Annotated in this window: 20 protein-coding genes; 8 read left to right on the top strand and 12 right to left on the bottom strand. The window is 49.3% G+C overall.

The features are described from left to right. Positions 1-43 precede the first annotated feature (43 nt). The 4 genes from NBZ79_RS07045 to NBZ79_RS07030 all read left to right on the top strand — a co-directional run bounded on the left by NBZ79_RS07045 (position 44) and on the right by NBZ79_RS07030 (position 4,877). Complete coding sequence (locus NBZ79_RS07045) at positions 44-934, top strand: polyprenyl synthetase family protein (RefSeq protein ID WP_251936794.1); 891 nt, start codon at positions 44-46, stop codon at positions 932-934. A gap of 84 nt (positions 935-1,018) precedes the next feature. Beyond that, complete coding sequence (dxs, locus tag NBZ79_RS07040; RefSeq protein ID WP_420854589.1) at positions 1,019-2,875, top strand: 1-deoxy-D-xylulose-5-phosphate synthase; 1,857 nt, start codon at positions 1,019-1,021, stop codon at positions 2,873-2,875. Continuing rightward, positions 2,876-3,631 (top strand): TlyA family RNA methyltransferase, encoded by a 756-nt coding sequence (locus tag NBZ79_RS07035; protein WP_251936788.1) that lies wholly within the window; start codon positions 2,876-2,878, stop codon positions 3,629-3,631. Then, positions 3,621-4,877 carry a class I SAM-dependent RNA methyltransferase gene (locus tag NBZ79_RS07030; RefSeq protein ID WP_251936785.1) on the top strand — a complete coding sequence of 419 codons (1,257 nt, stop codon included), beginning with the start codon at positions 3,621-3,623 and terminating at the stop codon, positions 4,875-4,877. Before NBZ79_RS07035 ends, NBZ79_RS07030 begins: the two co-directional genes overlap by 11 nt. Before the next feature lie 8 nt (positions 4,878-4,885). Here the strand turns inward: NBZ79_RS07030 and NBZ79_RS07025 are convergent, their stop codons facing one another. Beyond that, positions 4,886-6,175 (bottom strand): hypothetical protein, encoded by a 1,290-nt coding sequence (locus NBZ79_RS07025; protein WP_251936782.1) that lies wholly within the window; start codon positions 6,173-6,175, stop codon positions 4,886-4,888. A gap of 231 nt (positions 6,176-6,406) precedes the next feature. On the opposite strand from NBZ79_RS07025, the gene NBZ79_RS07020 reads away from it, so the two are divergent. Further along, positions 6,407-6,799, top strand: a complete 393-nt coding sequence (locus NBZ79_RS07020; RefSeq protein ID WP_251936779.1) for a hypothetical protein — start codon at positions 6,407-6,409, stop codon at positions 6,797-6,799. Between the two features lie 83 nt (positions 6,800-6,882). Then, positions 6,883-7,122, top strand: coding sequence for a sulfurtransferase TusA family protein (locus NBZ79_RS07015; RefSeq protein WP_251936776.1), 240 nt, complete (start codon positions 6,883-6,885; stop codon positions 7,120-7,122). 3 nt (positions 7,123-7,125) lie between these two features. Here the strand turns inward: NBZ79_RS07015 and NBZ79_RS07010 are convergent, their stop codons facing one another. The 4 genes from NBZ79_RS07010 to NBZ79_RS06995 form a co-directional block, all read right to left on the bottom strand. After that, entirely contained in the window at positions 7,126-8,316 is a 1,191-nt protein-coding gene (locus tag NBZ79_RS07010; protein WP_251936773.1) for a mechanosensitive ion channel family protein, read from the bottom strand. Between the two features lie 110 nt (positions 8,317-8,426). Then, positions 8,427-9,467 (bottom strand): threonine aldolase family protein, encoded by a 1,041-nt coding sequence (locus NBZ79_RS07005; protein WP_251936771.1) that lies wholly within the window; start codon positions 9,465-9,467, stop codon positions 8,427-8,429. Positions 9,468-9,477: 10 nt separating this feature from the next. Beyond that, positions 9,478-9,918, bottom strand: coding sequence for a M67 family metallopeptidase (locus tag NBZ79_RS07000; protein WP_251936768.1), 441 nt, complete (start codon positions 9,916-9,918; stop codon positions 9,478-9,480). After that, positions 9,915-10,292, bottom strand: a complete 378-nt coding sequence (locus tag NBZ79_RS06995) for a hypothetical protein (RefSeq protein WP_251936766.1) — start codon at positions 10,290-10,292, stop codon at positions 9,915-9,917. Before NBZ79_RS06995 ends, NBZ79_RS07000 begins: the two co-directional genes overlap by 4 nt. 42 nt (positions 10,293-10,334) lie before the next feature. On the opposite strand from NBZ79_RS06995, the gene NBZ79_RS06990 reads away from it, so the two are divergent. Together NBZ79_RS06990 and rpoH are read left to right on the top strand one after the other, a co-directional pair. Then, complete coding sequence (locus tag NBZ79_RS06990) at positions 10,335-11,306, top strand: RluA family pseudouridine synthase (RefSeq protein ID WP_251936763.1); 972 nt, start codon at positions 10,335-10,337, stop codon at positions 11,304-11,306. A gap of 114 nt (positions 11,307-11,420) precedes the next feature. Beyond that, a complete protein-coding gene (gene rpoH, locus NBZ79_RS06985) occupies positions 11,421-12,299 on the top strand; it encodes an RNA polymerase sigma factor RpoH (protein WP_251936761.1) in 879 nt (292 codons plus the stop codon). A gap of 84 nt (positions 12,300-12,383) precedes the next feature. Here rpoH and NBZ79_RS06980 read toward each other — a convergent pair whose 3' ends face one another. The 7 genes from NBZ79_RS06980 to serA form a co-directional block, all read right to left on the bottom strand. Further along, complete coding sequence (locus NBZ79_RS06980) at positions 12,384-12,743, bottom strand: putative quinol monooxygenase (protein WP_251936758.1); 360 nt, start codon at positions 12,741-12,743, stop codon at positions 12,384-12,386. Between the two features lie 94 nt (positions 12,744-12,837). After that, positions 12,838-13,320: a hypothetical protein gene (locus NBZ79_RS06975; RefSeq protein ID WP_251936756.1), complete on the bottom strand. Its 483-nt coding sequence runs from the start codon at positions 13,318-13,320 to the stop codon at positions 12,838-12,840. A 3-nt stretch (positions 13,321-13,323) separates the two neighbouring features. Next, positions 13,324-15,372: a protein kinase family protein gene (locus tag NBZ79_RS06970; protein ID WP_251936755.1), complete on the bottom strand. Its 2,049-nt coding sequence runs from the start codon at positions 15,370-15,372 to the stop codon at positions 13,324-13,326. Positions 15,373-15,454: 82 nt separating this feature from the next. Continuing rightward, positions 15,455-16,627 (bottom strand): YbfB/YjiJ family MFS transporter, encoded by a 1,173-nt coding sequence (locus tag NBZ79_RS06965; RefSeq protein WP_251936753.1) that lies wholly within the window; start codon positions 16,625-16,627, stop codon positions 15,455-15,457. 59 nt (positions 16,628-16,686) lie between these two features. Continuing rightward, positions 16,687-17,979, bottom strand: a complete 1,293-nt coding sequence (locus NBZ79_RS06960; RefSeq protein ID WP_251936751.1) for an adenylosuccinate synthase — start codon at positions 17,977-17,979, stop codon at positions 16,687-16,689. Between the two features lie 27 nt (positions 17,980-18,006). After that, positions 18,007-19,146 (bottom strand): ATP phosphoribosyltransferase regulatory subunit, encoded by a 1,140-nt coding sequence (locus NBZ79_RS06955; RefSeq protein ID WP_251936749.1) that lies wholly within the window; start codon positions 19,144-19,146, stop codon positions 18,007-18,009. Positions 19,147-19,264: 118 nt separating this feature from the next. Further along, positions 19,265-20,842 (bottom strand): phosphoglycerate dehydrogenase, encoded by a 1,578-nt coding sequence (gene serA, locus NBZ79_RS06950; RefSeq protein ID WP_251936747.1) that lies wholly within the window; start codon positions 20,840-20,842, stop codon positions 19,265-19,267. Between the last annotated feature and the right edge of the window lie 26 nt (positions 20,843-20,868).

The following is a 20,868-nucleotide window of genomic DNA, read 5'->3' as shown; positions in this document are numbered from 1 at the left end:
GGCCGAGGTCATGTCCGGCTGCATCTGATATTTGAGTAATTGTATGGAAGATGATTTTCACAAAGCGCTTCGTCAGACCGCTGAACTGATGGAAACGGAACTTGCACATTTTTTGCCGACCAATGAGGGGCTTGAAAAGCAACTTTATAAAGCGATGCGCTATGGTGTTCTTTCAGGTGGTAAACGGCTTCGTGCCTTTTTGGTCATTCAAAGTGCTGATCTGTTTTCAGTTCCGCGCATTCATTCAACCCGGGTTGCCGCAGCGTTGGAACTCGTTCATAGTTATTCACTCATCCATGATGATTTGCCATGTATGGACGACGATGACCTGCGACGCGGAATTCCGACCGTCCACAAACACTATGATGAAGCCACGGCAGTATTGGCAGGCGACGCGCTGCAGTCTCTCGCGTTTGATATCCTGAGTCATGCAGACACACATCCTTCGCCAGAGGTTCGCATCGCACTGGTTGCCAAACTGGCGCATGCCATCGGTGTAAAAGGCATGGTCGGCGGGCAGACCATGGATATGTATGCCGATGCCGTTGATATCGACATTATCACCATCACAAGACTACAGCAGCTTAAAACCGGCGCGTTGATTTCTTTTGCCTGTATTGCAGGTGCCATACTTGGCCACGCCCCCCCGGCGAAAACGCAAGCCCTTAAAGCCTACGCCCATGATCTTGGCTTGGCTTTTCAAATTGCGGACGATATTTTAGATATTGAAGGTACGACGGAACAGCTTGGCAAGGCCGCAGGAAAAGATGAAGCCGCTGGAAAAGCCACATTTGTATCCCTTATGGGACTTGAAGAAGCCAAAATTCATGCGTCTATGTTAGCGGAGCAAGCTGTAAAGCATCTTGACATCTTCGGCCCAAAGGCGGATTTACTGCGTCAGGCCGCTGCGTTCACTATTGAGCGTAAAAAATAAGAATGGTTTAGTAACGTGACAAAAAGACTTCAAACGCCCCTGCTGGATCAGGTAAACGAGCCAAGAGATACGCGGGCATTTTCTATGGGACAGCTGATTCAGCTGGCGGACGAACTCCGGCAGGAAACAATTGATGCTGTCTCGGTTACAGGTGGGCATTTAGGCGCAGGCCTTGGAGTTGTTGAACTTACCGTCGCAATCCACCATGTGTTCAACACCCCCGATGACAGACTGATTTGGGATGTGGGGCATCAGTGCTACCCCCATAAAATTCTCACTGGACGGCGAGACCGTATCCGCACATTGCGCCAACCGGAAGGACTTTCTGGCTTCACCAAGAGAGCCGAGAGCGATTACGACCCCTTTGGTGCCGCTCATTCATCGACCTCAATTTCTGCCGGGTTGGGAATGGCTGTCGGGCGGGATCTGCAAGGACGTGACAATAACGTCATATCGGTCATAGGCGACGGCGCCATGAGCGCGGGCATGGCGTATGAAGCCATGAACAACGCCGGCGCCATGGACGCCCGGCAAATCGTTATCCTCAATGACAATGATATGTCCATAGCCCCGCCTGTCGGCGCCATGAGCGCGTATCTATCCAGGCTGTTATCGGGAAAGCCCTATCGCGGTATTCGCGAGATCGCCAAACAGTTCGCCGCCATGTTACCGGATCCTTTGGAGCGGACTGCAAGACGAGCCGAAGAGTTTGCCCGTGGCATGATAACCGGGGGAACCTTGTTTGAAGAGCTGGGTTTTTATTATGTCGGCCCCATAGACGGCCATAATCTGGAACATCTTATACCGGTTTTGGTAAATGCGCGGGATTCCAAGAATGGGCCCATACTTATCCATTGCGTAACCCAAAAAGGGAAAGGCTATGCACCGGCTGAAGCTGCCGCCGACAAGTATCATGGCGTCTCTAAATTTGACGTTGTTACGGGTGCACAGGCGAAAGCAACCCCCAATGCCCCCTCTTATACCAAGGTGTTTGCGCAAAGCCTGATTGAGGAAGCCGAGAAAGACGATAAAATTGTTGCTGTAACTGCTGCGATGCCGGACGGAACCGGTTTGGACCAGTTTCAAAAGCGTTTCGCGGATCGATGCTTTGACGTTGGTATTGCGGAACAGCATGCTGTGACATTCGCAGCGGGGATGGCGACCGAAGGCATGAAACCTTTTGTTGCGATTTATTCTACTTTTTTACAAAGAGCCTATGATCAGGTTGTGCATGATGTGGCTATCCAGAACCTTCCGGTACGCTTTGCGCTTGATCGCGCGGGTTTGGTCGGCGCCGATGGCGCGACCCATGCCGGATCCTTTGATATCACATATCTTGCGACGTTGCCCAATATGATGGTAATGGCACCAGCTGACGAAGCGGAACTCAAACATATGGTGGCAACCGCCGCGGCCTATGACGACGGCCCTTGCGCCTTTCGCTATCCACGTGGCGAGGGCGTTGGAGTTGATTTACCGGAAGCAGGCGACATTCTTGAAATTGGAAAAGGACGCATCCTGAAACAAGGGGATCGCGTCGCCATATTATCCCTGGGCACCCATTTAAAGGACGCACTTCTGGCGGCGGAAGAGCTGGAGGCTAAGGGTATTTCAACGACAGTTGCCGATGCCCGTTTCTGCAAGCCGCTGGACGAGGATCTCGTGCGCGATCTGGCCTCTACACATAATGTCTTACTGACGGTTGAAGATGGCGCCATCGGGGGCTTCGGCAGCCATGTACTACAGTTTCTTGCTCTTAACGGTTTGATGGATTCAGATTTGAAGGTTCGTCCCCTCTGTATGGCCGATAGCTTTATCGACCAGAATAAAATTGAAAACATGTATGAGGAAGCCGGATTAACTGCCAAACATATGGTGACGGCGGTTCTAGAGGCCTTAAAATCCAACGACCAGTCACGTACAAATCTTTCTGCGGTTTAAATGCCGGATTTCAGCGCGCCTACGCAACGCCTGGATCTGGAACTGGTCCGCCGTAAAATGGTGAAAAGCCGGGCACGGGCCCAAGATCACATTAAAAACGGACATGTTTTCGTTGACGATGTTCCAACAACAAAAATGACCAGAAAAGTTAGTCAAGATATCCCCATTACAATTAACGCACCGGAAATGGATTGGGTAGGACGCGGAGCCCTTAAACTTCTCGCCGCTTTGGAATATTTCGAGATTAATCCCGCAGGATCAATTGCCGCCGATATTGGGGCGTCTACCGGTGGGTTTTGCCAGGTCCTTTTGCAGCATGACGCGCAGAAGATTTATGCTGTTGATGTCGGACATGGCCAGCTCGACCCACTTATTGCAAATGATAAACGCGTAATCAATCTCGAAAAAACGAATGCTCGCATCCTTTCCTCGGCTTTGATCGCCGACCCCCTTGATCTCGTGGTCTCGGATGTCAGTTTCATATCATTGAAGTTGGCACTTCCGCCAGCGCTCAAATTGTGTCGGAACGGGGCACATTTACTCGCGCTCGTCAAACCACAATTTGAAGTCGGCAAGGGTAATGTCGGCAAAGGTGGTATTGTCCGGGATCCTGAATTGGTTCGGTCTGTTCCCCTGGAAATGACAAACTGGATCAATTCACTCGCTGGCTGGCAGGCTCTGGGAACCGTTGAAAGCCCTATCGAAGGGAGTGATGGTAATACGGAATTTTTGCTAGGAGCAAAATATGCCCCGTGACCTCATAATTGACCATATTGGCGCAAGCGGCGATGGCATCGCGTTGGAGGAGGGACGGACTTATTATGTCCCCTTTGCCGCGCCGGGCGACCACCTTTCTGCCCTTCAAGGAGAAGCCCGTGGTCAGGGATATATGGCCGAGATACATGAAATTAATAAAGCTGGACCTTTTCGAGTTACGCCTCGGTGCAAGCATTTCGGCACCTGCGGCGGCTGCTCCTTGCAGCATCTCGACGATGGTTTTGTCGCTGACTGGAAACGTCAGCGAATTGTTGATTGTTTGTCCATGTCTGGTATTTCCAATGCGAATATACTCCCGACAATCAGCAGCCCTGCGCATAGCAGACGGCGTGTGGAGTTCGTCGCGTCAAAGCGTAAAAAAGGAGTTATGATCGGCTATCATGTTCGGCGCAGTCACCAGGTATTTGACGTCGGCGACTGCCCTCTTATTCACCGATCACTTTTTGCGCTGATCAAACCTCTAAGATCCACCCTACCGGGTCTAATGCCGCGCAACAGCAGTGCCCGCCTCATGGCGACCGTGACGGATAATGGGCCAGATATTCTCGTAACTGCAGAAAACGAGCTGTCGTTGGAAACGCGGCAAGTACTTGCCGAATTTGCCACGCAAAACAACCTTTCCCGAATTGCCTGGAGGCAGAACCCAAAGGACGTACCGGAAGTTATTTCCGCCATAAAGCCTGCAAAGGTTCAATTAGGTGATATTCCCGTCACGCTCTCCCCCGGTGGATTTTTACAGGCAACAACCTCTGGCGAAGAAGCCTTGGTCGAAATTGCAACGAAGGCTCTGCAAAATTGTGACAATGTTGTTGATCTGTTCGCCGGTTGCGGCAGTTTTACTTTTCCCTTGTCACGATCTTCAAAGGTACATGCTGTTGAAGGAGATCAAGAGCTGGTGTCCGCCCTGCAAAGCTCAGCGAACAAAAACATCCTCCCCATAAGCACGGAAACCCGTGACCTATTCCGTCGTCCTCTTTTTACGACGGAGCTAAAGACATATGATGGATTACTGTTTGACCCACCGCGAGCTGGCGCAAAAGCACAAGTCGAAGAGATCGCAGAAAGTTCGATTGGAACGGTTGTGGCAGTTTCCTGCAATCCGGTGACATTCGCCAGGGATATAAGTCATTTGGTTTCAGAAGGTTATCAGCTAGAGTTCATTCAACCAGTTGACCAGTTTCTTTGGTCCGCGCATGTGGAAATGGGCGCCGTCCTGCGCAGATGAGACAGAAGCTATGTCGGCAAGGAGAACGGCCGTGCCGGTTCATCCTGCACGTTTCCGAAAATTGATCCGCTGGCATAGTCAACATCCATTTTGAAGGCTGTACGCGCCAACTCATCGCTATCAATGGATCGCCAAATACATTTTCGGCCGCTCGACTTGGCGTGCTTGAACAATAATTCAATTTGTGCGGCTTCCGAAATGGTATGCCCCGATACGGAGAGCGCATGAATGGGAAGGCCTTTTATCGCCTCAAACTCTGACCATTCGGGATTAACTTCAAAGGTAAAACCTAACACCATCGAGCGAACAGAGGTCAATATTTGCCGATACCGACTATTGGGTGTCCCAGTGACTGTTCCCTGAATGTTCAGCAATAAATGGCGACAGGTATATTCGGGCAGTGAAGACAAAATTCGGGCATATTTTCCACGCCAGAACGTATCCGCCAATGTTTCTGAATGAACAGAGAGAAGAATTGTCGGTTTATTTCCAACGCCTCCCAGATGCTCGAGGGTTTTCCCGGTTTCACGGAGCACCAGGAAATCCAGTTCTGCACGCAAGGTTGCAGTTCCCGTAAAGACCGGATCATCCGACATTACAGCAACGCTTTGTCCATCAACTTCATGAAAAACAACAGCTTCATTCATGGCGACAAAATTTTTCCGCCGATTAATTAAAGGCCGAAAACATACCCTTATCTTTGTTTTTCTCTGCCGAAATTCTTTTGCCTGTTTGTCTTGTGTTTTATCGATGGCCTCTCGAAAGCATTGAATTAGATCGTCCAGATCCTGTATTCGGTCAAGTCCATCGAAATCTTCAATTTCAAGCATGGCGGCTTCTACCGAGATGAGATCGCCTCCCGGCAGTTCTCCAAACAGTTTATTGACAAGCTCAGAGGCGATGATCGTCGATTTCTCCAACGCTTCTTCTCGGCTAATGCCTGCAAACAGCAAGGCGAACCGGCCCTCGTCAAGGGGCACAAAGATATCACTTTTACCAAGTTTATGGCTCAAAAAAGCTTCAGTGATCTTAAGAACACTTTTCGCTATGCTGCCCCATTGTTCTGCATATTGGGCTTTCACATCATCAAGGCCAATGATTTGAATACTACCCGTAATCAGGTTACTGAGAGCTTCGCGGTAAGTTTTGCCAAATGGCCTGAGGAAATATGCCGCTTCCCCAATCTCGTGATGCTGCAGAAGCCCTCCGGCAGAAGACGCGGGCTTGTACTCGATATCTCTGCCTTGATCAAAATAATCAGGGCTTATGGCGGATGGCGACTGCGGAGTTTTTGGCATTAGCCCTAAAATCCAGATAAAAATTAATCATAAAATGGCCCACAAGAGCACTTATGCGCCGAATATAACTAAATAGAATGTAAATTTGGTTAATGGAAAGCAGGATCTTACCGGACTCCTTGTCGACAAAAACACCTCATTTCCTGCATATTTCTCGACACGTAAACCTCAGATTAACCGTTTATTGCAAAACTATACTTATTACGCCTGCGAATTTTGGGAATTGATGGTATGTCCAAAAACTTCAACGCATTGACAGAGAATTCCAATAGGAAACCCAAAAAGCTCTCCGATAAAATTCGCGTACGTCCCTTCAAAAGCCGCCTTCTGGCAGAGCTGATTTCGGAATTTGAAAGTCGAAACGCCACAGGTGGCTGGTGCGGATACGCCATGCTGGATGCGATCCCGGAAGCCTTACATTGCTGCATCGAGACAAAAGCCCGGAACCACCATAATCCACTCTGTACAGTTATGTTTCTAAAAGGGTCGAATGCTCAGAATTATCTGCTCCGGTCGGAAGACCATGGATATGTTTTATTGGGTCAGGATTTGCGTATTTTGCATTCGGGCGCATCTTTGAGTGACGCATTGGATATGGTACAAATTCGTTGCTATCGAAATTAGGGGTCTCGAGCTCTATTGCGCGAACCGCTCCTGGCGGTTAAGTTCCACACAACTTTGCATGAATTTAGCTTCTGGAACCCGCTGTGGCTGATATTTCTTTACGACTTGACACATCTGGCCTTAATTGCCCTTTACCTGTCCTGAAGGCCAAGAAGGCCATAAAATCGATGGCTCCGGGAGAGCGAATTGTTGTTCTTGCGACAGATCCAGCCTCCAGCATCGACTTTCAACATTATTGCCATGTAAGTGGCAATATTCTTGAAAACTTCAGTGAAGAGAGCGGTGTCTTCGAATATGTGATCCGCAAAGCTTTAAAAGATTAGGTCTCATTGTCCATGTTCATCGAATAAGGACCCTTCCGCATCGGCTTTATGACCTTTTTTAAAGTCCGGCGGCGGCTCAAACGCTTCGGGTTCATCGGCCCCCTCGCCTTTGTAAACAGAGATTGACGGAAAGGCAAAGCCTGTACCCGCTCCCTCAACAATGCCTTTTATTGCATAGGCAAAGTCCTGCTTTATATCGAGCCAGTCACCCCAGTTGGTGGTTTTGGTAAAGCAATAAATCATAATATCGATACTGCTGGCATTAAAGCTGTCAGTGACGACAAACATGGTCGCTTCGTGAGGCTGGGCGAAATCTGCGTTTTCAATCAAATAATCCCTGATCTTTTCCGTTATGACCTGCATTTGCGCCACTGTCGTCGAATACTCAACGCCTATTTTCCAATAAATCCGCCGATGCGTCATTTCGGAAAAATTGGTAACTGCACGGTCGGCAAATGTTGCATTCGGGACAATAGTTGGAGCCCGATCAAACCGCCGTATCATGGTCGAGCGAAATCCGATTTTCTCCACTGTTCCCTCAACAACACCATCGACTTTTACCCAATCGCCAGCCTTGAAGCGTTTTTCAGCCAATATCAAAAACCCGCTAATCAGATTCTTGAAGAGATCCTGGGCCCCCAAAGCAACGGCTACGCCAACGATACCCAAACCTGCTATGATCGGCCCGACTTCAATTCCCCATAGTTCAAGAACAGTCGCGGCGCCAATGCCAGCCACAATACCCTTCATGATCTTCACGAGGAAGCTGACCATTTCGGTGGAAAAAATTTCCTCAAGGCGCCCCAAAAGGAAAGTCAGCGGGGTAATGGCGCAATATAAGGCCCAGAAAATATTAAATACCACAAGGGACCGAACAATTTTGCTGGAGGCAATTGCCAGGGTTTCACCATCCTGAATATTTGCCACTTCAAACGCAAAGTAAACGCCAACGACAACAGGAATAAACCGGATCGGCCCTTTCATGGCCAGGATCACTTTATCGTCCAGCTTATTCTCTGTTTTCTCAGCCATTCTGGCCAGGCGGTTGACAACAAATCTTGTAAAGATACCGCGAACCAACAGCGCAAACACAAGGATCATCAAGATGGTTGCAATGGTGCTAAAATCAACGCCCATGTAACCGCTTTGCCAAACGTCTTTAACAATATCCCAAAAATTTTGAATACTCTGCATTTCTGCCTTATCCTAAATAAGCTCTGTTTCCATAACTCTCGCCCCTCAATACCCTTAGATGCGCCGGGAATCAAACTCTGACATTGACAATTTATTCCGGCGCCGGGCGATTATCCAATGAGCGACAAAACCGCATCAACCTCTTCCGATGTTGTGTTCCAGGAAGCAACGAGACGAATTACGGAATCTTCCTTTGGTCCCTCTGGATAAAACAGAACATTGGATTTTTCCAGTTTGGCCATCGCCTCTCCAGAAATTTTCGTAAAAACCATATTTGCTTCAACGGGATACAATAAGCTGGCGGTGTCACTTGATGCGAGTCCGGCGGCCAGTCGGCTCGCCATTTCATTCGCGTGATGTGCAAATTTAAGCCATAAACCATCGGCAAAATAAGCATCCAGCTGCGCGGAGAAGTAACGCATTTTGGAAAATAAATGAGCGCCGCGCTTGCGCCGGAATTCAAACTCCTGCGCTTTTTCCTGATTAAAGAACACGACAGCTTCGACAGCCATGGCTCCGTTCTTTGTTGCCCCTAGCGAGAGAATGTCAACGCCTGCTTTCACGGTGACATCAGCCGGTGCGCAATCAAGGCTAACCACTGCGTTCGCAAACCGCGCACCATCCATATGAACCCCAAGCCCGTGGGCCTTCGCCGTTGCGCTCAGGGCTGCAACTTCCGCTTCCGTATAAACGGTGCCGCATTCCGTCGTTTGCGTCAGGCTCAGAACTGCCGGCTGGATATGATGGACGTTGCCAGCGCCTGACTGGGAAAGAACCTTGTCCAGATGCGCTGCATCCAGCTTTCCGTTTTCGCCGTCTTGCAGCGCTATTTTGGCGCCGCCAGTATAGAATTCCGGCGCTCCGCATTCGTCCGTTTCAATATGTCCAAGACGATGCGCAAAAATAGATCCATAGGGTGGAACCATTACACTAAGACCCAGAGCATTTGCCGCGGTTCCCGTCGCCACGGGAAAAGCGCGCAAATCGCACTCAAATACGTCTTTTAACTGCTCCTCGAACCCCCGGGTTACGGAATCATTTCCGTAACCTAGTGCCGGACCCTGGTTTACAGCCAACAATGCCGCCATTATTTCTGGCGCAACCGGAGCAGAATTATCACTTGCAAAATTAATGAGATGATTAGTATCCATTTTTATTAAACTAGTCTCCGTAAGCAGTAGATGTGGTTTGTAACGTTAGCTGATCGAAATTACGATCATCGGCGGCAATGAACGCACGAAACTCCTTGAGCTTACCCGATGATGTACTGGCAATCAGCCAGAATAAATTTGGCTCTTTAATATTTTTGATATCGTTTTCAGAAAGAAATGCTTTGCCTTCAGGGTGAGAATGAAACACGCCAATTATTTCATCATCTTCCAGTAAGATATTCATTTCCACCTTGATCCGCAACTCAGGGTCAATTTCGAAATACCGGGATTTATCCGCTGCGACATTTTTCGCCGGCTCAACGCGCTTTACGATCCAGTGTTGATTTTGCAGATATTGACCGACTATCAACGCACAGGCTTCGTCCGGCCAACATGCTTCTGTATGCCGCGTTAAACAATCAAGGTCGGATGGGCTAATATCAACCCTCACTGAATACCGTCTTTTTCAAGGTTTAACGCCCCCACTACATCCCCCGTAGCGACATCGACAACTAAAATAAGACGGGCAGCCCCTTCCGTGCCAAGCATAACAAATAACCGGCTTTCCGACGCGGTGAGGCTAATAACGTCCATATCATCCGGAACGGGAATCCGTTTATCTCCGAAAGCAGCATAGGTTTGTCCGACAGCCGGCTGCTCCGTACTTCCCATCACCATTTCTGTGGTATCTGTTGCCGTCATGCGCTTATATATGGTAACCGCTATCACGACGACGAAAAGAATAATGAGAAACCCGAGTACCCCGACGACCCATTTCAAAAGAGTCAGATTGGGGCCGGGTTCTTGTTCCATTTGGTCTGACATTTGGTCGCCTCATATTTTAACGAATTAGTCTGGTTCACTGATATGCCATCACCTGAGGGTACACATCAAGTCGAAGTTTCAGAAGAAGCCGTCGGAAAGCGGCTGGATCGCTTCCTGACAGATGCGTTGGGTACCCTTTCGCGTAACAGAATCCGACCTCTCATTAAATCAGGCCTGGTCCTTCGCGAGGGGGAAGCCGTTACCGATACGGCGCGGCGCGTGCGCGCGGGCGAGATCTATCACCTTACCGTTCCACCGGCAATCGAACCGGACCCGGAACCTGAAGATATTCCACTGGATATCGTGTTTGAAGATGACCATCTAATCGTGGTCAATAAATCTGCGCCCATGGTTGTCCATCCAGCGGCCGGGAATTGGACAGGCACCTTGGTCAATGCCCTTTTGCATCACTGTGGCGATAGCTTGTCGGGTATTGGAGGTGTCAAGCGGCCCGGAATTGTTCACCGCATAGACAAGGAAACAAGCGGCTTGATGGTTATCGCCAAAACTGACATTGCCCATCAGGGTTTGGCAGCTTTATTCGAATCCCATGATATTGAGCGCATGTATAAAGCAATCGCCTGGGGGCGGGTTTATCCTGCGAGCGGACATGTCGACAAGAATATTGGCCGGGATCCCCACAACCGCAAACGCATGACGACGCTGGAAAGCGGCGGGAAAACAGCCTATACTCATTATGAACTGGAAGAAAATTACAACGATATCGCGTGCCTTATTCAATGTCGCCTGAAAACCGGCCGAACCCATCAAATCAGGGTTCACATGGCGCATATCGGTTATCCTCTGATAGGGGACCCTGTATATACACGGCCCAAGCTAAGTCGGACCAAATCACTACCGGAATCCAGACAAAATACCACTAGAAAGTTCCCACGCCAGGCTTTGCATGCCCAAACACTTGGTTTTGTGCATCCTGTCACAGACAAACCCTTGAAATTTGAGGCAGAATTACCAAGTGATATGAAGAGATTGATCACAGCCTTAAAAGGCTGATGAAAATAAAAAGCAATCTCGGAATAGACAGGAAGAGTAATTTTTTGGGCAGATTTTTTATGCGTCTAAGACGGTGGAAAATTAAGCGCCAATTTTAAAGAGAGGGTCCTAGTCATGAGTTCTACATCTTTACCAGTCTTAACTCCAGAAGGCGGATTATCCCGCTATTTACAAGAAATTCGCAAATTCCCCATGTTGGAAGCCAGCGAAGAATATATGCTGGCAAAAGCTTGGAAGGATCATGAAGATACCGACGCTGCTCATCAAATGGTGACCAGCCATCTTCGTCTCGTCGCAAAAATTGCCATGGGCTACCGGGGGTACGGACTGCCGGTCGCTGAGTTGATCTCAGAGGGTAATGTCGGCATGATGCAGGCTGTAAAGCGGTTTGAGCCGGAAAAAGGCTTCAGGCTGTCAACTTATGCCATGTGGTGGATCCGGGCTGCTATTCAGGAATATATTCTGCGCACCTGGTCTTTGGTTAAAATGGGAACGACGGCTGCCCAGAAAAAGCTTTTCTTTAACCTCCGGAAAATCAAGGGGCAGATCGAAGCCATTGACGAAGGTGATATGACTGCTGAGCAGGTGAAAACAATTTCTACGAAGCTCAGCGTTTCTGAAGAAGAAGTTGTCAATATGAACCGCCGTCTTACGGCACCTGATCATAGCTTAAACGCTCCTATGCGTGCTGAAAGCGAAGGCGAATGGATGGATTGGCTTGAGGATGAAAGCCCCAACCAGGAAACAACCTTTGCTGATAATGAGGAATTGCAAAGCCGACGGGTCATGCTCGGACAGGCAATGGAATGCCTGAATGAGCGGGAACAGCATATTCTAACGGAGCGGCGCCTTAAAGACGAGCCGCAGACATTGGAAGATCTGAGCCAGCATTACAATATCAGTCGCGAGCGTGTACGCCAGATTGAAGTAAGAGCTTTTGAAAAGCTGCAACGTGCCATGAAAGCAAAAGTAATGGAAGAGCGGCTGAACTAATCCGCTTTCATAACTGTGAGCTAACTAATAAAAAAAGACGCTGATGACATATCAGCGTCTTTTTTATTGAAGGAATTTTACAGGCTATCGCGTAAATCCGCCTATCGGTGCCATTTCTATTGGGCCCATGGGGCCCAGCGCGGCCAAGACGTCAGAAGAAGGAGACCCGTAGAGCGTGAATTTTTTTGGTGTAAAAATCTTCATAAATCTACCGGCAAATTTACTGCCGAAATTTCCCATATGGACCAACGTGGCCGCCGAATCCGCATATCTTTCCAGAATATGGCAGGTTTTTCCATCTGGCGTAAGCGACCATTGATAGTCCAATGCGCCCGGTTCATCCTGTAATGTCGCTGAGACCATTTCCGCCATCAGGGATTTCATATTGTCCATCTGGCCATCATTAACATCAAGTTCGAGTATCCAGTATACGTGATCAGTCATTGTTTCTTTCTTTCGCAGCAAATTTTGATGCAGCAAGTATGAAACACGACCTGTAAAATAGCTAGTTTTATCAACGCGTGACGCGTTCTTACGATTACTGGTTTTCCGCTGGTGCGTTACCTGCAACCTGATTTCCCCATTCGTCAACCAGCTTGCGTCGTTGTTTTAACAGTTTTCGAATGGATGATTTGGCTTGCACATCATAAATCGCATACACACATACCGGCACACTCCATGTCAGGAACATCGCAATCCCTGCCCCGCCAAACATGGCCAGCCACATATACACGTCCGCCAGCAAAAGGAATGCCTGATGAAAGTTACCGCCCCGTTGCCATAAAATTCCCAGGACCGGGATTACGCCTGCGAGGTTTAGCGCGATCATTGCCGGAAGGCTTCCACTTCCACGCTTTGTATTTAGGAGCGCTGCGACGATACTCGGGATCATGCCTGACAAAAGTACCATCATCGTGGGGGGGAAGAAGACAGCGCCGAGCGCAACAAAAATCGAAATCCAGAATACCGGTTTGCGATGTGTGCCTGATTGCGTTTTATCTTGTGGTTTTTTCTTCGCCATGCCCTATCCCATAAAATGAAGGGCGGATAAGCCCATACTGGTAAGAAGGGCCGTGATAGAGAGGACGGATGCAATCCAATTGCCATATTGCGTCGCCGCTGCTTTTCGCTCTTCTATCGCAGACTCCAGTCGCACCGCCAACTGCTCAGCACCGGCAAAATTCGACCTTGCTTGGTGGAATTCTTTTTCATCTTTTCTGGTATGCCGCTGAATATCTGTCGCAAGTAATATTGTACCAATGTTCCCGCTTTTTCGGCCAACCTCAAACCGTTTCATGACAAATTCCCGGCGAAGCTCGGACTTAAGATTTGCGATCAGCGGTTTTAATTGTGAATCTGCCCATATGCAAAATCCAGGCAGGGGTCCCGGATGATAAACATTTTGAAGCCTTCCAAACATATTGAGCAGGCCTGCAGAATGCTCAATACTTCCGGGCTTACCAAGGGCAATCTGCCGAAAGGATTTTCCTTGTCCAGAAGCTTTTGCTGCAATAAATGCCGCGCAATGCCGATCAAAGGGATTAACCTGGTTTCCCGGTGTGGTGAGTTTCTTCTCTACAACTTTCATAAATTGCGACATGGTCGTAACATGGCTGCCCAGCAAGCTGGGGCTCAAACAGGCCGCTGTTGGATTAAGTTCGTAAAAGCATCTCTCCAACCCAAAGCCGAAGCGGTCTTTGCTTTTCATATACTCCATGCAATCAGCCATTTTAGAGAGCAATAGCGCGCCCGTTCGGCGCGGCCCCTGTTCCCCGATACCTTCGGCCAATAGCTCCACCAGAACGCCGCTTTCGAGCAATTCACCGATTGACGCTTTCATCGTCGCATCGTCACTTTGAAAGGCAAAGGCCAGAAGGCTTGGTAAGCCGTCCTTTGAAAATGCGAGATCCCGGTACCTGATGGCGCACGTTGGGGACAGCAAAGTTGCTATTTGAGCAGTTGCGGTCAACTCTGTTTTTGATTGCCCCCTGGAATTGTTGCGAGAGCTGAACTGAATTTCCGCTAATCTTTCGGCAGTATCATTATCACGCAGAGAATTTTTAACCCAATTCTCCAACTTGCCGCTTTTAAGGAGTTCGCAAGCTTCTTTCGGCACTCCTGCCAATGCGTTCGCAAGAAGTTTTGGCGAGTCATACTCATGCCCGGCAACGAATATAGCTCCCGGCACTTGCCGATCCCCTGCGCCAACCTTTGCCCGGTCATGCATAATTTCGCGCCACTTGCTAAACTGCTCCATGTCCCAGCGTCGAGCTGGATCATCATGCAGTAATCCTTTCAGCAACAATTGCATCCGCGAAGACAAGCTTAAATCTGACGTTAATAGAGCGTAGCTCCCCATTTCAAGTTTCGATACGAATATCTGTTCAAGGGAGACATTGTCCTGAGGTAATCGGCCTGATAGCAAATGGACAATCAAGACACCCATGGCATAGATATCGCTGGAAATATTTCCGGCCCCTCGCCCAAAAGCATGTGCATTTGCACTTTCAATTGGTTCGTAAACTGCTATTTGGTCAGATCCCGCAGGCGTTGTGATACTTTCACCGAGAACAACATTACTTTGCGCAATATCCTCGTAGAAAAGGTTATCTGCTCTTATTCCCCGATGTGGAATATTCAGTTTCTCAAGCGCCTTCAGAGCTTCAATCAATTGAGGAACGATCTTGTTCAAGATAACCCGCTCATCCATCGGGCCGTCGGATCGATTAAAAACCAATCCACCGACCGGCATCTTAAATACAAATACATACCGAATATCCATATCTCCGAAGCGAACCGGCCCATGGGCCAGAAACTCAGTTATACCCGGAATATGGCTTACCTTCATCGCCTCGGCGTAATCCAGTCGATAGGGAACGAACGGATTAGAAATCATCGCAAATAACTCGACGGTCGGATTTTTTACATCGATCGCTTTGTATGCTTGATTTTGCCCTTTATCCAAAAAATCAAGGCGCGCGGACAAGTCGATCTGGTAACGCCCATCCAATTGCGGGCCTACCTCAATCGGAGCGTTGCCCTGCGGTTCCGTAATTTCTTCGGCTAGCGACATGTTAAAATAATTATGTTCAAAGTTTTAATTCGAACAACAGAATGGCAAATTTACCTTAAAATGGCGTTAATTTAACCGCTCACTATTCTTCTGGCGATACATCCCTTTCTTTAACAAGAACAACCAGAAAAGAAGCAACAATCAAACCAGCAACGGCAACGAATGACGGCACCAGGAAGCTTCCGTAAATTTCATATGCGAACCCCGCAAATGTTGGTCCGATCATCTGGCCCAGTCCAAAAGCTATGGTCATGATCGCCATGATTTTCCGCACATGGTTCGGCATCAGCTCCCTTGCACTGACAAGGCCCAACGCCGTCAATCCCATAAAAGTTGCTCCCAGCAATGCCGATGCCACCAAAAATGCCAGTTGCCCCTGTCCAAGGACACTTATAGCAACGCCAAGAGCTAAAAAAAGACAAGCAATCCCGTAGCTTCGCCCATTTCCAATTTTCGACCCAAGCCACGTCCACCAGGCAACAGATGGAATTGCGGCGATGCCGACAACGAGCCAGACAATCGACTGCATCCATTGTAATTCGGGGATTTGCCGGACGAGTACCGAAATAAAGGTGGCTGTAATAATATACCCAAACCCGAGCAAAAAATAAGCGATGACTAGGGCTTTAAGCGATTTACTGAATACCGGTTTTCCAACAGGCTCCACGAGTGGCCTTTGCCGACCCAGCGGCGGAACAAGATACATTACCGGGAGAATCAAAACCAGGGAGATGCCGCCACTCCAGATCCACATACCCTGCCATCCAATCCCGGCTTTCGCCAAGACGGAAATCAAAATTGCGGAAACCGCAATACCGGTTCCAACACCAGCAAAATGGACCGCTGAAAGATCTGAGCGCCCTCCTGCCGCCAGCCGCGTCAAAACAAGTGCCGAGCCGAAAATCATGACAAAAGCGGTTGCACATCCGCCAACTACACGTAGAAAAATCAACAGATTAAAGGATGTTGTCCATCCCATCGCCATTGTTGTAACGGCACAAACAAACAGGGAAACAAGTAACCAGCCGCGCACACTTCCTGGCAGATTCTCCTTTGCGGCCAACACAGCGCCGAGCAAATACCCTAAAAAATTAGCTGAGGCAATAAGACCGGCTTGCGTTTTTGTAATCCCTAACCCGGACTCCATGTAAGGCAGAATTGGCGTGTAAACGAACCGGGCGAGAGCGAGACCGACAGCCAATGCAATCAGACCGCCTACCGCAACTAGAATGAGATCCTTTGATGGCATTATCATTGTTGAATACTAGCATGGCACTACAATTCAGCCAGACGAAATTTACGACATTGCCTGATTTAATCGTCAAATGGGTCGCGAACGAGAATTGTATCTTCCCGTTCCGGACTGGTCGACACAAGGGAAATCGGCGCCTCGATCAGCTCTTCAATATGACGGATATATTTTACGGCTTCCGCCGGCAAGTCAGCCCAACTACGCGCCCCATATGTACTGGCACTCCAGCCATCAAGTGTTTCGTAAATTGGCACCACAGCGGCTTGATCGGCCATGTTAGACGGAAAATAATCTAGTTTCTGCCCCCTAAGATCATACCCGACGCATACTTTCAATTCTTCCATGCCGTCAAGAACGTCAAGTTTGGTCAAGGCGATGCCACTGATCCCACCCGTTTTGACCGCCTGGCGTACCATAGTTGCGTCAAACCACCCACATCGGCGTTTGCGTCCGGTTACAACACCAAACTCACGCCCGCGTTCACCCAGACCAACACCAACCTCGTCCATGAGTTCCGTTGGAAAGGGTCCCTCACCCACACGTGTCGTATAGGCCTTGGTTATTCCCAGAACATACCCGACTGATCCCGGCCCGACACCACTTCCAACCGCAGCTTGACCGGCCAAGGTGTTGGAAGATGTAACATACGGGTAAGTCCCGTGATCGTTATCCAGCATGCTGCCCTGCGCCCCTTCAAACAAAACGCGTTTACGCAGTTTTTTGGCTTCATCTAACCGACGCCAGACAATATCGGAATATTCCAGCACTTGCGGCGCAATCTCCATAAGTTGTGCAAGCAATTCCTTGCCATCCACTAACGGGGCACCCAGTCCTTTGCGCAAGGCATTATGGTGGCTCAGAAGAACATCGATTTTACGCGCCAGTAAATCTTCGTCTGTCAGATCACAAACACGAATAGCCCGCCGCGCGGTTTTATCCTCATATGCGGGACCAATACCGCGACGGGTTGTTCCAATTTTCACGGCAGACGAGGCATCCTCCCGCAGGGCATCCAATTCACCATGCAGGGGCAGTATCAAAGTCGCATTCTCTGCTATCTTTAAGGTATGACGGTCAATAACAACACCTTGTGCACGGACCGTCTCGATTTCCTTGGCCAGCGCCCAGGGATCGACAACAACGCCATTTCCAATAACGGAAATCTTGCCGCCCCGTACAATGCCCGAGGGGAGTAAGCTAAGCTTATACACCTTACCATCGACAACCAGCGTATGGCCGGCGTTGTGCCCGCCTTGAAAGCGAACAACCACATCCGCTCGCTCTGATAGCCAGTCAACGATCTTGCCTTTACCCTCGTCGCCCCACTGAGAGCCCACTACTGCTACGTTCGCCATTATCTTCTGTCCTCAAAAGGTCGACTATTAGGAAATTTTCTGAATGCCATCGGCATGATATACATGACTACAATGTAGGCGCTGCGCCTCATCATTAACGTTCGATTCCGGCGAGAGGCCGACAATCGTTTTCCAGCCTTCTTTGCGTAGCCCCTGACACTGATCTAATTTTGTTCCGAACGGGACATAAAGTCGATCACTTGTTACATGCCGCGGCACAGCGCGCATCAGACTGTCCAAAAACAAGGTAAAACCAGACGCCGGTTCCCCATCCATCAATAAATAGCGACCACCACGGCCCAACTCTCCACGGACATTTCGGGCAAAAACTGTAAAACTCAACCCCGTCTGGTACTCAAACCCACGATACTCACCCGGATCAATGGTCAATTCCAAACCCGGCGCAGCATCCGCAAGATGTATGACCAGCTGTCTTAATTCTTCAATCTGCTGCCCGGCTTGATGCGGAAGGTCAATTTCCGCAAGTGCATCCAGTGCTTGCGATGCCGGCCCCGCTGCTTTTAGTAACGCTGTCAGAATGGATGAAAGCTCGGGATCGTATTTTGTCAGTTCCGCCGCGTCCTTATGATCCAAAGCCTCTCTTGCACTTTTGGCAGTATCTGGATCAATACCTAATTCCTTACAAATAGTTGGAACAAGATTTGGAAGTGTTAGATCAAGTGTGAACTCTTCAATCTCAAGGGCGATCAGCGCCTCTCTTACCAAGAGGATCAATTCCGCATCCGCCGTCGTTTCGGTACTCCCGATCAACTCCACGCCGGCCTGGGCGAATTGCCGCTCTGGGCGAAGCTGGCTTCCGTGAACCCGAAGAACCTGCCCCGTATATGACAACCGCAGAGGTCGCGGGTCCTGCTTCATCCGCGTCGTCGCAATCCGCGCAACCTGCAAGGTGATATCGGTCCGAATTCCCATCATCCGATGTGACACCGGATCCATCACGCGGAACATCTTGGACGCCAGCGCGGCACCTGACCCTTCCAGCAGATGTTCTTCAAACTCGATCAAGGGAGGCGTTACTTGCAGATAGCCGTTAGCCCCAAAAACCCGCATGAGGGTTTCGCTGATTGCCGATTCCTGTCTAGCGGCGGGAGGCAGCATATCGGCCAGTCCGGCCGGTAGCAGACCTTTTTCAGAATAATCATTCATTACGTGGGCCTATAAAGCATATTTCGTTGCCTGCGCCAACCGGAACAACAAAAAAGCGACACTTTTTAAGTGCCGCTTTTCTGATTTGAGCAAAAGCTTATATTTTTCGGTCAAAAGGTTAAAAATTTAACGCCTTAACCTGTGTCACTTGTGGTAATTTACAAACCATATCCATGGTATTTTTTGACAATTCCGAATCTATCTCGATCAAGGCGATTGCTTCACCTTTCTTTTGATCGCGACCTAAGTGGAACGTCGCAATATTCACTTCGGCATCGCCAAGGATAGATCCCATAGCACCAATGAAGCCAGGCTTGTCCTGATTGGTAATATACAGCATATGGGGGCCAAGCTCAGCTTCCATATTTATCCCCTTGATGCTGACAACGCGTGGACGATCATCGCCAAACAATGTTCCGGCAATATCGCGCGTCTGGTTCTCCGTTGTAATACAAAGGCGGACAAGAGTCTGATAGTCGTCCTCACGATCGTTGATGCTTTCGGTCACATCAATACCTCGCTCTTTCGCAACAAGGGGCGCGTTGACCATATTCACGCTTTCAAGCAGCGGACCTAGGAGCCCTTGGAGAATAATCGATGTAAGGGGCTTGATATTCAAGCTGGCCGCCTGCCCTTCATAATCAATACGCACGCTTTTGATGCCCGTCTCTGTCACCTGTCCGGCAAAGCTGCCCAGCTGCGTCGCCAGTTCCATATATGGTTTCAGTTTTGGGGCTTCTTCTGCTGAAACAGATGGCATGTTCAACGCATTGGTGACCGACCCCAGCAATAGGTAATCAGACATTTGCTCCGCCACCTGAATGGCAACATTGACCTGTGCTTCATCCGTTGACGCCCCCAGATGCGGTGTTGTCACTACATTATCCATGCCAAAAAGAAGGTTCTCTGTTGCAGGTTCCTTTACGTAAACATCAACAGCAGCACCGGCCACATGACCGCTTTCAAGCGCCGCCTTCAGGTCTTCTTCAACAACGAGCCCGCCGCGTGCGCAATTGATAATCCGAACACCCTCTTTCATCTTTGCGATATTCTGCGCGTTAATGATATTCCGTGTGCTCTCCGTGATCGGTGTGTGCAGGGAAATGTAATCGGCCCGGGCGAAAAGATCATCCAGTTCAAGTTTTTCGACGCCCAGTTCCACCGCACGTTCAGGCGACAGGAACGGGTCATAGGCAACAACCTTCATTTTCAAGCCAATGGCCCGGTCGGCAACAATCGACCCTATATTGCCACACCCGACAACACCCAGTACTTTTCCATATAGCTCAACACCCATAAATTTGGATTTTTCCCATTTTCCATCCTGTGTTGACTGGTTAGCCGCGGGAATGTGCCGTGACAGGGAAAACATCATGGCAATCGCATGCTCTGCGGTGGTAATGGCATTGCCGTAGGGCGTGTTCATGACACAGATACCGGCCGCCGTCGCCGCGGGAATATCCACATTATCGACACCAATTCCCGCACGGCCGATGACCTTCAAGTTGGTAGCCGCGGCGATAATATCGGCAGTTGCCTTTGTCGCGGATCGAACAGCAAGTCCGTCATACTCACCAATGCAGGCTTTTAGTTCTTCCGGAGACATCCCCGGTTTTTCGTCAACTTCCACACCACGATCCCGGAAAATTTCGGCAGCGCGCGGGCTCATCTTGTCAGAGATTAATACTTTGACCATTTTTCTATTCCTCAAGGTTGGGAATT

The sequence above is a fragment of the Sneathiella marina genome, from assembly GCF_023746535.1.
Classification (GTDB): domain Bacteria; phylum Pseudomonadota; class Alphaproteobacteria; order Sneathiellales; family Sneathiellaceae; genus Sneathiella; species Sneathiella marina.
This window is presented reverse-complemented; position numbering and strand designations above follow the sequence as displayed.

What these genes read in the sequence shown, in the direction of transcription:
- NBZ79_RS07045 (WP_251936794.1), top strand. Translation starts at nt 44, where the DNA reads ATGGAAGATGATTTTCACAAAGCGCTTCGTCAGACCGCTGAACTGATG.
- dxs (WP_420854589.1), top strand. Translation starts at nt 1,019, where the DNA reads ATGGGACAGCTGATTCAGCTGGCGGACGAACTCCGGCAGGAAACAATT.
- NBZ79_RS07035 (WP_251936788.1), top strand. Translation starts at nt 2,876, where the DNA reads ATGCCGGATTTCAGCGCGCCTACGCAACGCCTGGATCTGGAACTGGTC.
- NBZ79_RS07030 (WP_251936785.1), top strand. Translation starts at nt 3,621, where the DNA reads ATGCCCCGTGACCTCATAATTGACCATATTGGCGCAAGCGGCGATGGC.
- NBZ79_RS07025 (WP_251936782.1), bottom strand. Translation starts at nt 6,175, where the DNA reads ATGCCAAAAACTCCGCAGTCGCCATCCGCCATAAGCCCTGATTATTTT.
- NBZ79_RS07020 (WP_251936779.1), top strand. Translation starts at nt 6,407, where the DNA reads ATGTCCAAAAACTTCAACGCATTGACAGAGAATTCCAATAGGAAACCC.
- NBZ79_RS07010 (WP_251936773.1), bottom strand. Translation starts at nt 8,316, where the DNA reads ATGCAGAGTATTCAAAATTTTTGGGATATTGTTAAAGACGTTTGGCAA.
- NBZ79_RS07005 (WP_251936771.1), bottom strand. Translation starts at nt 9,467, where the DNA reads ATGGATACTAATCATCTCATTAATTTTGCAAGTGATAATTCTGCTCCG.
- NBZ79_RS06995 (WP_251936766.1), bottom strand. Translation starts at nt 10,292, where the DNA reads ATGTCAGACCAAATGGAACAAGAACCCGGCCCCAATCTGACTCTTTTG.
- NBZ79_RS06990 (WP_251936763.1), top strand. Translation starts at nt 10,335, where the DNA reads ATGCCATCACCTGAGGGTACACATCAAGTCGAAGTTTCAGAAGAAGCC.
- rpoH (WP_251936761.1), top strand. Translation starts at nt 11,421, where the DNA reads ATGAGTTCTACATCTTTACCAGTCTTAACTCCAGAAGGCGGATTATCC.
- NBZ79_RS06980 (WP_251936758.1), bottom strand. Translation starts at nt 12,743, where the DNA reads ATGACTGATCACGTATACTGGATACTCGAACTTGATGTTAATGATGGC.
- NBZ79_RS06975 (WP_251936756.1), bottom strand. Translation starts at nt 13,320, where the DNA reads ATGGCGAAGAAAAAACCACAAGATAAAACGCAATCAGGCACACATCGC.
- NBZ79_RS06970 (WP_251936755.1), bottom strand. Translation starts at nt 15,372, where the DNA reads ATGTCGCTAGCCGAAGAAATTACGGAACCGCAGGGCAACGCTCCGATT.
- NBZ79_RS06965 (WP_251936753.1), bottom strand. Translation starts at nt 16,627, where the DNA reads ATGATAATGCCATCAAAGGATCTCATTCTAGTTGCGGTAGGCGGTCTG.
- NBZ79_RS06960 (WP_251936751.1), bottom strand. Translation starts at nt 17,979, where the DNA reads ATGGCGAACGTAGCAGTAGTGGGCTCTCAGTGGGGCGACGAGGGTAAA.
- NBZ79_RS06955 (WP_251936749.1), bottom strand. Translation starts at nt 19,146, where the DNA reads ATGAATGATTATTCTGAAAAAGGTCTGCTACCGGCCGGACTGGCCGAT.
- serA (WP_251936747.1), bottom strand. Translation starts at nt 20,842, where the DNA reads ATGGTCAAAGTATTAATCTCTGACAAGATGAGCCCGCGCGCTGCCGAA.